At 73.0% G+C, this 13,446-nt stretch carries 12 protein-coding genes; all 12 read right to left on the reverse strand.

Annotation, left to right across the window (positions count from 1 at the left end):
• Positions 1-206: 206 nt before the first annotated feature.
• A complete protein-coding gene (locus tag ACIB24_RS20255; RefSeq protein ID WP_398283995.1) occupies positions 207-2,078 on the reverse strand; it encodes a putative bifunctional diguanylate cyclase/phosphodiesterase in 1,872 nt (623 codons plus the stop codon).
• Positions 2,079-2,248: 170 nt separating this feature from the next.
• A complete protein-coding gene (locus ACIB24_RS20260; RefSeq protein ID WP_398283996.1) occupies positions 2,249-4,171 on the reverse strand; it encodes a putative bifunctional diguanylate cyclase/phosphodiesterase in 1,923 nt (640 codons plus the stop codon).
• 98 nt (positions 4,172-4,269) lie between these two features.
• A complete protein-coding gene (locus ACIB24_RS20265) occupies positions 4,270-5,205 on the reverse strand; it encodes an RluA family pseudouridine synthase (RefSeq protein WP_398283997.1) in 936 nt (311 codons plus the stop codon).
• A gap of 21 nt (positions 5,206-5,226) precedes the next feature.
• Positions 5,227-5,802, reverse strand: coding sequence for a signal peptidase II (gene lspA / locus ACIB24_RS20270; RefSeq protein WP_398283998.1), 576 nt, complete (start codon positions 5,800-5,802; stop codon positions 5,227-5,229).
• 119 nt (positions 5,803-5,921) lie between these two features.
• Entirely contained in the window at positions 5,922-6,680 is a 759-nt protein-coding gene (locus ACIB24_RS20275; protein WP_398283999.1) for a DivIVA domain-containing protein, read from the reverse strand.
• A gap of 165 nt (positions 6,681-6,845) precedes the next feature.
• Positions 6,846-7,130 carry a YggT family protein gene (locus ACIB24_RS20280; RefSeq protein WP_398284000.1) on the reverse strand — a complete coding sequence of 95 codons (285 nt, stop codon included), beginning with the start codon at positions 7,128-7,130 and terminating at the stop codon, positions 6,846-6,848.
• An 81-nt stretch (positions 7,131-7,211) separates the two neighbouring features.
• The gene (locus tag ACIB24_RS20285) at positions 7,212-7,700 is read right to left on the reverse strand and encodes a cell division protein SepF (RefSeq protein ID WP_398284001.1); all 489 of its coding nucleotides are present in this window, start codon (positions 7,698-7,700) and stop codon (positions 7,212-7,214) included.
• Between the two features lie 55 nt (positions 7,701-7,755).
• Entirely contained in the window at positions 7,756-8,475 is a 720-nt protein-coding gene (locus ACIB24_RS20290; RefSeq protein ID WP_398284002.1) for a YggS family pyridoxal phosphate-dependent enzyme, read from the reverse strand.
• Positions 8,472-9,908, reverse strand: a complete 1,437-nt coding sequence (gene ftsZ / locus ACIB24_RS20295) for a cell division protein FtsZ (RefSeq protein ID WP_398284003.1) — start codon at positions 9,906-9,908, stop codon at positions 8,472-8,474. The genes ACIB24_RS20290 and ftsZ overlap by 4 nt, the downstream gene beginning before the upstream one ends.
• 213 nt (positions 9,909-10,121) lie before the next feature.
• Complete coding sequence (locus ACIB24_RS20300) at positions 10,122-10,979, reverse strand: cell division protein FtsQ/DivIB (RefSeq protein ID WP_398284004.1); 858 nt, start codon at positions 10,977-10,979, stop codon at positions 10,122-10,124.
• Positions 10,976-12,355: a UDP-N-acetylmuramate--L-alanine ligase gene (gene murC / locus ACIB24_RS20305; protein ID WP_398284005.1), complete on the reverse strand. Its 1,380-nt coding sequence runs from the start codon at positions 12,353-12,355 to the stop codon at positions 10,976-10,978. Before murC ends, ACIB24_RS20300 begins: the two co-directional genes overlap by 4 nt.
• A gap of 7 nt (positions 12,356-12,362) precedes the next feature.
• The gene (gene murG / locus ACIB24_RS20310) at positions 12,363-13,445 is read right to left on the reverse strand and encodes an undecaprenyldiphospho-muramoylpentapeptide beta-N-acetylglucosaminyltransferase (RefSeq protein WP_398284129.1); all 1,083 of its coding nucleotides are present in this window, start codon (positions 13,443-13,445) and stop codon (positions 12,363-12,365) included.
• Position 13,446 lies beyond the last annotated feature (1 nt).

A 13,446-nucleotide genomic window follows, 5' to 3' on the forward strand; every position in this document is an offset into this window, starting at 1 on the left:
GAGAAGCGGGCACGGTGACCGGGGGAAGCGCCGGGACGACGAGCGCCCCCGCTCGATCTAGGTGCGATCTGGTGCGTGGTGGGTGAGGTTCGATTCTCACACGGCGCACCGACAAGACGGCGCAACCTCGTCGACTGTCCGGGCCATTCGGCGTGTCCTCCGACCGGTCCGTTCGAGCGGCGAAAGCTCCTTGATGACGGGGCGTGTCAGGCGATCACGGAAGGTTGCGTACCGGCCCGCCGGACCATCGTCAGCAGGCTGGTGAACCCGTCGGCGTCGGCCGGGCGCCCGAACAACCAGCCCTGCCCGCGGTCGCACCCGAGCCGACGCAGCCGCTCGGCCTGTTCGGGGTGCTCGACCCCCTCCGCGACCACCTGCATGCCCAGGGCCTGCGCCATCCGCAGCACCGCGGTCACCACGGCCCACCCGTCCTGCTCACCCGCCCCGACGCCCGAGGGGATGAACGACCGGTCCAGCTTCAGGACGTCGACCGGCAGCCGGGTCAGGTACGACAGGGCCGAGTAGCCGGTGCCGAAGTCGTCGAGCAGCAGTCGGTGGCCGGCGGCGCGCAGCTTCAGCACCTCGGTGTCGACGTCGGGGTCGTCGGCGAGCAGCACGCTCTCCGTCAGCTCCAGGGCGATCGTGCTGGTGGGCAGCCCCGCCCCCGCGACCATCTCGGCCACCATGTCGGCGAGTCCGGGTCGCACGAGCACGGGCGAGACGTTGAGGGTGGCCACGAAATCCTCGGGGAGCAGCCCGGCCTGGCGCCAACGCCCGACGTCGGCTAGGGTCTGCGCGATCACGAACCGGCTGAGCTCGGTGATCAGGCCGCTGTCCTCGGCGAGCGGGATGAACTCGTCGGGGGTGATCTCGCCCAAGGCCGGGCTGAACCAGCGGCAGAGCGCCTCGGCGCCGATCAGGCGACCGGTGTTGAGCTCGACGATGGGCTGGTAGACGACGCGCAGGTCGCCGCGCCGGCGGGCCTCACGCAGCGCCGTCTCGACCTGCAACCGCCGCTCCACCCGGTCGCGCAGGCTCTGGTCGTAGTGCCGGATCGCCCCCCGCCCCGCGGCCTTCGCCTCGTACAGGGCGACGTCGGCGCGGCGCAGCAGGTCGCCGGGCGTGACGTTGCTGCTCGCCGCGATGCCGATGCCGCAGCAGGCGCTCGTCCACAACCCGCCCGCGATCGGCAGCGCGTGGGTCCACAGGCGCCCCAGCTGGTCGCCGAGCTGGGCGAGCCGACGGTCCAGCCGCAGCCGGCCGTGTCGTTCGACGATCACCACCGCGAACTCGTCACCGCCCAGCCGGGCCAGCACCTCGCCCGGCTGCAGCACGCTGGACAGGCGCTTCGCGACGTTCTGCAGCAGCACGTCGCCGGCGTCGTGCCCGTGCGTGTCGTTGACCATCTTGAACGAGTCAAGGTCGAGCAGGACGACGGCCGTCGCGGTCAGCGGTTCGGCCAGCGACCGGTTCAGCAGCCGCATCAGCAGCCGCCGGTTCGGCAATCCGGTGAGGGTGTCCTGGTCGGCCTGCTCCTGGAGCTGCTGCAGGCCGGCCTCGGCGCGGGCCGCGACCCAGACCACGAGGACCGCCACCACCAGGAACAGTGCCGACGTGTCGAGCCAGACGACGAACCGGCCGGCGAAGCCCCCCGGTTGCAGCCACAGGGCCCCGGCCAGGCAGACCTCGATGTGGAGCAGGTGGGCGAGCACCTCCCGGCGGCCGAGGAAGAGCGCCACGTACGCGACGGCCCAGGCGTAGTACAGCCGGACGTCGTTGTGCGAGGCGGCGGTCAGGGTGAAGGCGAGGGTGATCACCCAGACGGCGCCGGCCATGGTCGCGTGCTCGAACCAGGCGCCCGAACGGTCGAAGAGGCCCGAGTACATCAGGACACCCCAGAGGACGGCCCCGACACCCAGCCCGATGTTGATCGGCACGTGCTGGTCGACCACCCCGAGCCAGATCTGGACGAGTCCGAGCAGGCCCGCCGCGCCCCAGAGCACACCGAAGACGCGCATCCGGATCCGGGGCGGGACGACCTGCAACGGCGGGTCGAGCACCGGACGCTGTGCGGCCATGCCAATCCCTCCGTCCGACCCCAGGACCAGCGGCGGGCACCGTGGTCAGGCGGCTAGTGGAATGCGGCGGTCGCGCACCCCGACATCTGGATCGGCCCTCGGCGCCACGGGGTGTACCGGCCTCACCCGTTCGGCCCAGGGGGTCAGCCCAACGGTTCAGCCCCCGCGGTTCAGCCCACCACGTGCACCGGACCGTGGGCGCGCAGCAGGGTCTCGATCTCGGCCGGCGGAACGGGCCGCCCGTAGAACCAGCCCTGCGCCCGGTCGCAGCCCAGATCGAGCAGCCGCTGAGCCTGCTCACCGGTCTCCACGCCCTCCGCCACCGCGACCATGCCCAGGGTCTGCGCCAGGCGCAGGACGGCCTGCACGACGCCCTCGGCGCGCCGGTCGGAGCCCATCGCGGCGACGAACCCGCGGTCCACCTTCACCACGTCGACGGGCAGCCGGGCCAGGCTCGACAGGGACGAGTAGCCCGTGCCGAAGTCGTCCAGCATCAGGGTGTGCCCCGCCGCGCGCAGCTGCCCCAGCTCGTCGGAGACCTCCGTGGTCGGGCTGATCAGCAGGCGTTCGGTGAGTTCGATCGCGAGCCGCTCGGCCGGCACCCCGGCCAGCTCGACGGCGTCCCGCACCTGGGCCGCCAGCCCGGCCCGCAGCATGATCGGCGACACGTTGATGGTGACGGCGAACCGGGGCGGCAGCAGGCCGCCGGCCTGCCAGCGGGCGATCTGGCGCGTCGCCTCGGCGAGCACGAAGTCGCCGATCTCGTCGATCAGCCCCGAGTCCTCGGCGACCTGGATGAACCGGTCCGGCGGCACCGACCCCAGCACGGGGCTGTTCCAGCGGCACAGGGCCTCGACGCCCACCGGGCGACCGTCGTCCAGCGTGACGATCGGCTGGTAGACCAGCGACAACTCACCGCGCCCCGCCGCGCCGCGCAGGTGGGACTCCAGCTCCAGCCGACGCAGGGCGGAGTTGCGCAGGTCCTCGTCGTACAGATGGACGGCGGAGCGCCCGGCCTCCTTCGCCCGGTAGAGGGCGGTGTCGGCCTCCCGCAGCAGGGCGCCCGCGGTCACCGGGCCGCCGCCCGCCGCGCTGCCCAGCGACACCGAAACCCCCACGCAGCCACTGGCATACACCCCACCGGCGACGGTGAACCGTTGCCGCCAGGCCTGGGTCAGACGGTTCGCGAGCACCATCGCCGAGTCCCGGGCCCGCTCGTGGCCGTCCGGATCGGTCGCCGCCCCCGGGACCTCGTGCAGGACGGCGAACTCGTCCCCGCCGACGCGGGCCAGGATGTCGCGCGGGCCGATCAGCGCAGCCAGACGCGGGGCCACTTCGCTCAGCAGCCGGTCACCGGAGTCGTGGCCGTGACTGTCGTTGATCATCTTGAACGAGTCGAGGTCGACCAGCAGGAGCGTCGTGGTGACGTGGGGGTTCTGCAGGGAGTCGCGCAGCAGCCGGCCGAACATTCGGCGGTTGGGCAGGCCGGTGAGGAAGTCGTGCTCGGCGAGGTGACGGAGCCGGTCGCGGCTGCGCTGGTTGAGCCGGCTGACCCAGGCGACCAGGAAGGTGGCCACGCCGACCAACCCGATCGTGGTCAACCACAGGGCGACGGCCTGTGCCGCGGGTACCTCGTGGAAGCCCAGGACGACGAACATCAGCAGCGCGACCCAGACGCTGTGCAGGACGGCGAGCCGGCGGGTGAAGAACAGGGCGGCGTAGGGCGTGGCCCAGACGTAGAACAGCCGGATGTCGTTGGCCGGGTCGGCCGCAGCGGCGTACGCGATGGTGATCACCACCTGGATCAGGGCGATCGCGACGTGCAGGTAGACCTCGCCCACGTCGTGGCGGCCGAGCCGCCGGGCGCCGAGACCGTTGAACACGCCCGAGGTCATCACGAGACCCCAGACCAGGGCCCCCACGGCCATGGCCACGACGATCGACCGGCCCTCGCGCAGCTCCGTCAGCCGGACCCAGACCAGGGCGAGGGAGGCGCCCGCGATCCACAGCAGGCCGAGGGCCCGCATCCGCAGCCGGAACGGGATCTGACCCGCCAGCTCGACGACCTCGTCCAGGTCGCCCGAGTACGGCACGATGCATCCCCCCTCACCCGGTTCCGGCGTGCGACACAGCCGCCTCGGATAGGTCGGGCGATGGGCCGGTGAGCTTTACCCGGGCTGCTTGACGGGTGTCAGGGGCGCAGCCGCTCCAGGGCGGTGGCCAGGTCCTCGGGCAGCGTGGACTCGAACTCGACCCAGTCCCCCGTGGCCGGGTGGTGGAACCCGAGCCGCACGGCGTGCAGCCACTGGCGGGTCAACCCCAACCGGGCGGCCAGCGTGGGGTCGGCGCCGTAGGTCAGGTCGCCGACGCACGGGTGGCGCAGGGCCGAGAAGTGCACCCGGATCTGGTGGGTGCGGCCGGTCTCCAGGTGGATCTCCACCAGGGACGCCGCCGGGAACGCCTCCAGCGTCTCGTAGTGGGTCACGCTCGGCTTGCCGCCCTCGACGACGGCCCACCGGTAGTCGTGCACGGGGTGCCGGCCGACCGGCGCGTCGATCGTGCCCGACGAGGGGTCCGGGTGCCCCTGGACGCATGCCCAGTAGGTCTTCTCGACGGTCCGTTCCCGGAACGCCTGCTTCAGGACCGAGTAGGCGTGCTCGCTCTTGGCGACGACCATCAGGCCGCTCGTCCCGACGTCCAGCCGGTGCACCACGCCCTGCCGTTCGGCGGCGCCCGACGTGGAGATCCGGTAGCCGACCGCGGCCAGGCCGCCGACCACGGTCGGCCCGGTCCAGCCGGGGCTCGGGTGGGCGGCCACGCCGACGGGCTTGTCGACGACGACGATGTCGTCGTCGTCGTGCACGACCCGCAGCCCGGGGACCGGTTCCGCGACCCGGTTCAGGTGAGCCGGGACGACGGGTTCGGGGCGCGCGAGCGTGACCTCCAGCCAGGCGCCGGAGCGCAACCGTTCGGACTTGCCGACCGCCTCGCCGTCCAGGAGCACGTGCCCCTCGGCGGCCAGGTCGGCCACGGCCGTGCGGGACAGGCCGAACAGCCGGGCCAGGCCGGCGTCCACGCGTTCGCCGGCCAGCCCGTCGGGGACGGGCATCGAACGGACGTCACTCATCGGCGGCTCGTCGGCAGTGGCTCATCGCACCCGGGCGCCGTCGATGCCGACGCCGCGCAGGCTGGCCAGCACGATCAGCGCGGCGGCGCAGCAGATGGCCGAGTCGGCCAGGTTGAACACGGGCCAGTGCGGCAGTTCGAGGAAATCGACGACGTGCCCGCGGGCGAACCCGGGTGCGCGGAACAGGCGGTCGGTCAGGTTGCCGGTGGCCCCGCCGAGCAGGAGCCCGAAAGCGACCGTCCAGAGCCGGCTGCCGAGTTTCCGGGACATCCGGACGATGACGACGACCACTACGGTCGCGATGATCGTGAAGATCCACGTGGTGCCGGTGGCCATCGAGAACGCAGCGCCGGGGTTGCGCACCAACCGGAACCCGAAGAGGTCGCCGAGGACCGCGACCCGCGCCTCGTCGCCGTAGCGGTCCCCGAGCGCCGCGATGGCCCAGGCCTTGGCGGCCTGGTCGAGGGCGAGGACGACGACGGCGATCGACAGGACGATCGACAGGGCGCCCCTGATCGGCGTGGGCGCCGCCCCCGAGTCCGGCTCGGAGCCGGGTTCGGAGCCGGGCCCGGCGTCGGTGTCGGAGATCTCAGCCATGGTGACTCCAGACTGTCATACCCGGCGCAAACCGATCGCACCCGCACAGGCCGAGGCCTGTGCGGGTGCGATCGCGCGGGTGACCGGACCGGACGGCCCGGAGGCCGTCACGGCTCAGTTCAGTTCTGCCCGCCGAAGGGGTACTGGGCCGGCTGCTCCTGCCCCTGGTCGGCGTAGTTGCCGCGGCTGGGGAGCGGACCGCTGTAGGGCGTCTGGGACGCCCCCACCGACGCGGTGGCCTGCTGCGGCCCCCGGTTCGGCACGACGGCGGCCTTGGCCTCCAGCTCGCGCAGCTGGCTCTCCAGGTACGACTTCAGACGGCTGCGGTACTCACGCTCGAAGGCGCGCAGCTCGTCGATCTTGCGCTCCAGGAGCGAGCGCTCCTGCTCGAGCGAACCGAGGGTCTGACGCTGCTTCTCCTCGGCCTCGCGCATCAGCCGGGTCGAGTGCTCGCGCGCCTCCCCGACGATCCGGTCGCGGGTCTGCTCGCCGTTGCGCACGTACTCGTCGTGCAGCTTCTGCGCGAGCGCCAGCATGCCGGCGGCGGCCTCGGGACCCTGGGCCCCGGCGCTCGCCGCGACGAGCTGGTTCGGAACCGGCTCGGGCACGATCGGAGCCGGCGGCGGCGGGACCGCCGCGGCCGGCAGCGGAGCCGCCTCGGGAGCCGCCTCGCGCGCCACGGTGGCGCGGGACAGCTCGCCCACCCGCCGCTCGCACGCCGAGAGCTTGGTGCGCAGCTCCTCGGACTCCTCGGTCAGTCGACGGAGCTCGTTCACGACCTCGTCCAGGAAGTCGTCGACCTCGTCCTGGTCGTAGCCCTCACGGAACTTCGTCGCCTGGAAGCGTTTGTTGACAACGTCCTCGGGCGTCAACGCCATCTGGTCACCTCGCGAAAGGACTGCTGGAAGGACATCTGCGGACCGGGTCTAGGTCACCGTACCGGAAGAGACGCTACACAACTCTGCGCGCCGCGACCACCACCGTAGAAACGATGCGTGATGTGTCGGATACCCATAGTGATTGGGGGACACGCACGGGGGAGATCAAGCCGCCGCAAGTCCGGCCAGAACGCGCATCAAAATCACCACGATGAAAAACATCACGATGAACGCCAGGTCCAACTGGACCTGACCGATCCGCAGCGGGGGGAGGACTTTGCGCAACGCGAGCAGCGGCGGGTCCGTGGCGGAGTACACACCCTCGGCGACCACCAGCACCGGTCCACGCGGCCGCCAGTCGCGCGCGAACACCTGGATCCAGTCGAGGATCAGGCGCCCGATGAGCACGATGAAGAACAGCAGGACGACGTAGTACAGCAGGAGGAACACGACCGACACGGTGACGACTCCAGGTGGGAGCGGGCTGGGAGTCGATCCTAGAGCGGTCTGGGAATCTGCCTGCGGATCGACCTACGACTGGTTGAAGAACGCTCGCTCGGGCTGCCGAGTTCGCTCGGGGCTGGCGACCTCGACGTTCGCGGGCGAGAGCAGGAACACCCGGTTGGTGACCCGCTCGATCGACCCGTGCAGACCGAACACGAGACCGGCCGAGAAGTCGACGAGCCGCTTCGCGTCCGCGTCCTCCATGTCGGTCAGGTTCATGATGACCGGAACCCCGCCGCGGAAGGCCTCGCCGATGGTCTTGGCCTCGTTGTAGCTGCGCGGGTGCACGGTCGTGATGCGGTGCAGGTCGGGAGCGGACGGGTGGGCGAGCACCTTCGCGACCTGGCCACCGCGGGCGGAGATCGAGGTCACCGGCGCCCGGCGCGGAGCCTCGGGCTCGAGCTCGTCGAGCGCGGAGTCGTACTCCTCCTCCTCGTACTCCTCGTACGAGACGTAGCGGTCGTCGTCCTCGGCCAGACCCAGATAGATCATGGTCTTGCGCAGTGCGCCGCTCATCGGTACCTCCGTGCTCGCTCCAGAGGCAACAGCTGCCCCTCCGGAATCGACGGTACTAAGGGCGCGGGCGGTTTCCGAGGACCGCGCTGCCGACACGCAGGTGTGTCGCCCCGTGACGGACCGCTGCCTCGAGGTCACCGCTCATCCCCGCAGAGACCCAGGTCGCACCCGGATGCGCCCCCCGCAGACCGTCCGCGAGGTCCGCGAGCCGGGCGAACGCGGCGTCCGGGTCGGCACCCAGCGGCGCCACGGCCATCACTCCACGCAGGACCAGTCCCTCCGCCGCGGCCACCGCGTCCGCAAGCCCCGCCAGCCCCCCGGCGGCGACCCCGCCCCGGCTCGGGTCGTCGTCCAGGCTGACCTGCAGGAGACACTCGAGCGTCCGCCCGGCCGCCGTCGCCCCCGCCGACAGGGGCCGCACGAGCGAGTCCCGGTCGAGCGAGTGGACGACGTCCGCGTAGCGCGCGACGTGCCGCGCCTTGTTGCTCTGCAACCGGCCGACGAAGTGCCAGCGCAGTCCGAGGTCGGCGAGCGCGTCGGCCTTGGGCGCGGCCTCCTGGTCGCGGCTCTCCCCCACCTCCCGGACGCCGAGCCCGGCGAGCCGGCGCACGTCGTCCGCGGGGTAGGTCTTGGTGACGACGACGAGCGTGAGGTCGGCCGGGTCGCGACCCGCGCCCTCGGCCGCGGTCCGGATGCGGGTCCGGACGCCGGTCAGCCCGGCCCGCAGCTCGGCGAGCCGGGGGTCGGGCTGATCCGATTCGGTCGGGAGGTTCACTTCAAGAAGTCGGGCACGTCCAGGTCGTCGTCGTCGAGTACGACCGGCTGCTGCGGACGGGTCGGGCGGCCCGCGTCGGGCAGTTCCACCATGCGGGGCGGGACGAGCGGCTCGGCCGGGGCCTCGGGGGCCGGCGGCATCGACTGAGCGCCGTTGTGCAGCCAGTCGCCCTCCGGCTCCGCGTGGGTCGGTGAGCCGGCGGGCGGTGCCGAGTGGTTCGTCGAGTGGTTGGTCGAGTGGTTGGGCGCGGAGGCCTGACCGGCGTGGCCGGCGTGACCGGCGGGTGCACCGACCGGGACGCCGACCGGCTGCGTGGCCGGGGCGGGCGCCGGGGCCGGCTGGCCGTAGGTCTGACCGCCGTAGGTCGGGGCCGGCGGGGCGCTCGCGGGCGGCGCGGCCTGCGGCGGCACCTGCCCCCCGGCCGCGGGGGCCGAGCTGCGACCCGACACCTGACCGAGCGCCCGCTCGTCCCGCCGCCGCTGCGGGGCGCCGCCGTCGAAGCCGGCGGCGATGACGGTGACCCGCACCTCGTCGCCCAGTGCGTCGTCGATCACGGCGCCGAAGATGATGTTGGCCTCGGGGTGCGCGGCCTCCTGGACCAGGCGCGCGGCCTCGTTGATCTCGAACAGCCCGAGGTCCGAGCCACCCTGGATCGACAGCAGCACACCGTGGGCACCGTCGACGCTGGCCTCCAGCAGCGGCGACGAGATGGCCGTCTCGGCCGCCTGGATCGCCCGGTCCTCGCCGCGGGCCGAGCCGATGCCCATGAGCGCGGACCCGGCGCCCTGCATGACGGACTTCACGTCGGCGAAGTCGAGGTTGATCAGGCCGGGGGTGGTGATCAGGTCGGTGATGCCCTGGACACCGGAGAGCAGGACCTGGTCGGCCGAACGGAAGGCGTCGAGCACGCTGACGTGGCGGTCGCTGATCGACAGGAGCCGGTCGTTCGGGATGGTGATGAGGGTGTCGACCTCCTCGCGCAGCGCGGCGATGCCGGACTCCGCCTGGGTCGAGCGGCGCCGGCCCTCGAACGTGAAGGGGCGCGTGACGACACCGATGGTGAGCGCGCCGAGCGAGCGGGCCATGCGCGCGACGACCGGCGCGCCGCCGGTGCCGGTCCCGCCGCCCTCGCCCGCGGTGACGAAGACCATGTCGGCGCCCTTCAGCACCTCCTCGATCTCCTCCGCGTGGTCCTCGGCGGCCTTGCGGCCGACCTCCGGGTCGGCCCCGGCCCCCAGACCGCGGGTGAGTTCGCGGCCGACGTCGAGCTTGACGTCCGCGTCGCTCATCAGCAGCGCCTGGGCGTCGGTGTTGATGGCGATGAACTCGACGCCCTTCAGACCGACCTCGATCATCCGGTTGACCGCGTTGACGCCACCGCCGCCGATGCCGACGACCTTGATCACTGCGAGGTAGTTCTGCGGTGCTGCCACGTCGGTGCCTCTCGCTGGTTGGTCCTGTGGTCTGAGGCTTGCTGAGCCTGAGGCCTAACCCTCACCCTCGACTCGAGGGTTATAGTTATGTCAACTACTCGATGCAGCGAACGTAGGGACCGGGTGGGGTCCGTTCAACGACCACCGGGGTGTGTCGGGCCGGGAGTACGGAAAACCGTCCGAATGGTGCGTCCGGTCAGCCCATTCCGGGAATCAACGCTGCCGGACGGCCGGGGTGTCCGGTGAGCTGACGTCGTAGGCGACGGCCTTCTGCTTCAGCAGCGCCCTCAGCACCTCGGCCTTGCGCGCGGTCTGCCCCGCGCTCCCCCACATCACGCTCGCCCCGGCCTTCAGCCGGAGCCGGATGCCGTCCGGGGAGTCCGCACCGATCGTCGCGACCCGGCGCGAGATCGCCTCCGGCAGCTCGCGCAGCATCGCGAGGCAGGCGCGCAGCGACGCCGACCCGGCCGAGTCGAGGTCCACGTCCAACTGCGGCAGCCCCGCCGGCGCCGCCGCCACCCGGCCCAGCCGCACGCCGTCGATGTCCACCAGCACCAGGCCTTTGGACGACGCGCTCGACCCGCCGTCGGCGACCTCCCCCGCGTCGGCGGCGGGCACGGCCGCGTCGGCGGCGGGCACGGCCGCCACCGGCTCGCGCAGCTCGACGCGCAGCACCAGCGTCGAGGGCACCTTCCGGCGCACCGTCGCCCCGCGCACCAGGCGCAGCCGCTCCAGCCGGTCGCGCACGTCGTCCACCCGGGCCAGCAGTAGCGAGTGCCCGAGCTCCTCCTGGGCCTGGGCGCGCAGCTCAGCGTCCGAGATCTGCGCCGAGGCAGGCAGTCCCGTGAGCTTCGAGCCGCCGACCCGCTCGATCTCGATGGTCTTCACGGTCGCCCACGGCGACAGCACGACGAGCCAGCCGCCGCCCAGGACGAGGGCCAGCACCACGACGACGACCGCGAACCGGCGCCGGCGGCGTTCCCGCACCTTGGCCGCGAACCGCTGGGCCGAGGTGGCCGAGACGGTGCCGGGGGCGGGCCCCGTCGCGTGCCGCGTCCCGGTGCTGCTCATCGGGTCGCCGCGGGCTCGGCCAGCGCGTCGAGGATCAACGGCCCGAGTTCCGTGACGTCCCCGGCGCCAACGGTCAGGACGACGTCCCCGGGCTTCGTGAGCCCCGCGACCAGGTCGGGGACGGCGGACGCCGGGACGTCGGCGTGGGTCGCCACCCCGGTCACGTAGCCGGCCACCAGAGCGCCGTTGACCTGCGGGTCCGGTGCCTCGCGGGCCGCGTACACGTCGAGGACGACGACCTCGTCCGCCGCCGACAGTGCCTCGCCGAACTCCCGCGCGAAGGCCCGCGTCCGGCTGGGCAGGTGGGGCTGGAAGACGACGACGAGCCGCCCGTCGCCGGCCACCGGCCGGGCCGCGGCCAGCAGCGCCCGGATCTCCGTCGGGTGGTGCGCGTAGTCGTCGAAAACCCTGATGCCCCGGGCGGTTCCACGCAGCTCGAAGCGTCGCTTGGTGCCGGCGAACGCGGCCAGCGCCTGCAGCGCCTCGGCCGGCTCGGCGCCCAGGTGGACGGCCACCCGCCAGGCCGCCGCCGCGTTCAGGGCCATGTGCCGGCCGGGCACCTGCAGGCGCACCGACCCGACGCCCTCGATGCCCAGCGGGTCGGCGGCCGTGAGCAGCACGTCGTTCCCGAGCCCCGGCTCGTACCCGTAGCGGCTGACCTGCACGCCGCGCGCCGCCAACTCGGGGCCGACGGCCTCCAGGACGCGCCGGACGCCGGGGTCGTCACCGCAGGCCACCACGAGGCCACCCGCGCGCACGGTGCGGCAGAACTCCACGAAGGCCGCGTCGACCGCCTCGGCGGTGCCGTAGTGGTCGAGGTGGTCGGCCTCGACGTTGGTGATCACCGCGACCTCGGGCCGGTAGCGCAGGAACGACCCGTCGGACTCGTCGGCCTCGGCCACGAACGCCTCACCCGCCCCCGCGTGCGCGCCGACCCCGGAGTCGGTCAGCTGCCCACCGATCGCGAACGACGGGTCGAGCCCGCACTCGCGCAGCACGACCGTGACCATCCCCGTCGTCGAGGTCTTGCCGTGCGTGCCGGCCACGGCGACGCCCCGCCGGTCGGCCATCAGCGCGGCCAGCGCCTCGGAACGGTGCAGGACGCTCAGCCCGGCGGCGCGCGCGGCCGCCAGTTCGGGGTTGTCCTCCTTGACCGCGCTGGACACCACGACGGTCGACCCGGCGGGAACCTGCTCGGCCGCATGACCGACGAAGACCCGCACCCCGGCGTCCCGCAGCGTCTGCAGCACCGCCGAGTCGCGCCCGTCGCTGCCCGACGTGGCCAGACCGCGGTCGGCCAGCAGCAACGCGATGCCCGACATCCCGGCGCCGCCCACCCCGATCAGGTGGAACGGCCCGTCGAGAACCGCGCTCATCGACGGCTCACGCCGCGGCCCGCTGCGCCGCGGCCCGCTCGACGAGCTGCGCGAGCCGCTCGTCGCCGTCCCGGATGCCGAACTCGGCCGCCGCCAGGCCCATCGACGTCAACCGCTGGGTGTCGCGCAACAACGGGATCAACCGGGTGCGCACCCACTCGGGTGTGCAGTCGGCGTTGTCGACCAGCAGGCCGCCGCCGGCCGCGACCACGGGTTCGGCGTTCAGCCGCTGCTCGCCGTTGCCGATGGGCAGCGGCACGTAGGCCGCGGGCAGGCCGAGCGCGGTGACCTCGCTGACGTTGCCCGCCCCGGCCCGGCAGACCACCAGGTCGGCGGCCGCGTAGGCCAGGTCCATCCGGTCGAGGTACTCGGTGACCAGGTACCCGGCGGGCGCCTCGCCGTCACCGAACACGGTCTTGCCGCGCCCGCAGGTGTGCAGCACCTGGTACCCCGCGGCCAGCAGCTCGGGCGCCGCGGCGCCGAACGTCTCGTTGAGCTTCTGCGCGCCGAGGGAGCCGCCGGTGACGAACAAGGTCGGTCGCGCCGGGTCGAGACCGAGAGCGACCCGGCCGGTCTCGCGCTGGCTGGCCCGGTCGAGCTGCGTGATGGTGCGGCGCAGCGGGAGACCCAGCACCTGCGCGTGGCGCAGCGGGGTGCCGGGGAAGGCCACCGCGACGTGGTCGGTGAACCGGGCGCCGAGGCGGTTCGCCACGCCGGGGCGGGCGTTGGCCTCGTGGACGACGATCGGCACCCGCAGCCGGCGCGCGGCGATGTACGCGGGGGCCGACACGTATCCACCGAAACCGACCAGCACGTCGGCGTTCTCGATCACCCGGGTGGCCGCCGAGACGGCCGCGGACAGCCGGCCAGGCATCCGCAGCAGGTCACCGCTCGGGCGGCGGGGCAGCGGCACCCGGGGCAGGAACTCCAGGTCGTAACCCGCGGCCGGCACCAGCCGCGCCTCGAGCCCCTCGACCGTGCCGAGCGCGACGATCTTGGTGGCGGGGTCGCGGCGGCGCAGGCAGTCGGCAAGCGCGAGCAGCGGCCCGACATGACCGGTGGTGCCCCCGCCGGCCAGGACGACACTCAGA

Source organism: Spongisporangium articulatum, assembly GCF_044465595.1.
GTDB lineage: Bacteria > Actinomycetota > Actinomycetes > Actinomycetales > Kineosporiaceae > Spongisporangium > Spongisporangium articulatum.

Bases quoted from the DNA above. Each gene is read 5' to 3' on its own strand.
- ACIB24_RS20255 (WP_398283995.1), bottom strand. From the start codon at position 2,078: ATGGCCGCACAGCGTCCGGTGCTCGACCCGCCGTTGCAGGTCGTCCCG.
- ACIB24_RS20265 (WP_398283997.1), bottom strand. From the start codon at position 5,205: ATGAGTGACGTCCGTTCGATGCCCGTCCCCGACGGGCTGGCCGGCGAA.
- lspA (WP_398283998.1), bottom strand. From the start codon at position 5,802: ATGGCTGAGATCTCCGACACCGACGCCGGGCCCGGCTCCGAACCCGGC.
- ACIB24_RS20275 (WP_398283999.1), bottom strand. From the start codon at position 6,680: ATGGCGTTGACGCCCGAGGACGTTGTCAACAAACGCTTCCAGGCGACG.
- ACIB24_RS20285 (WP_398284001.1), bottom strand. From the start codon at position 7,700: ATGAGCGGCGCACTGCGCAAGACCATGATCTATCTGGGTCTGGCCGAG.
- ACIB24_RS20300 (WP_398284004.1), bottom strand. From the start codon at position 10,979: ATGAGCAGCACCGGGACGCGGCACGCGACGGGGCCCGCCCCCGGCACC.
- murC (WP_398284005.1), bottom strand. From the start codon at position 12,355: ATGAGCGCGGTTCTCGACGGGCCGTTCCACCTGATCGGGGTGGGCGGC.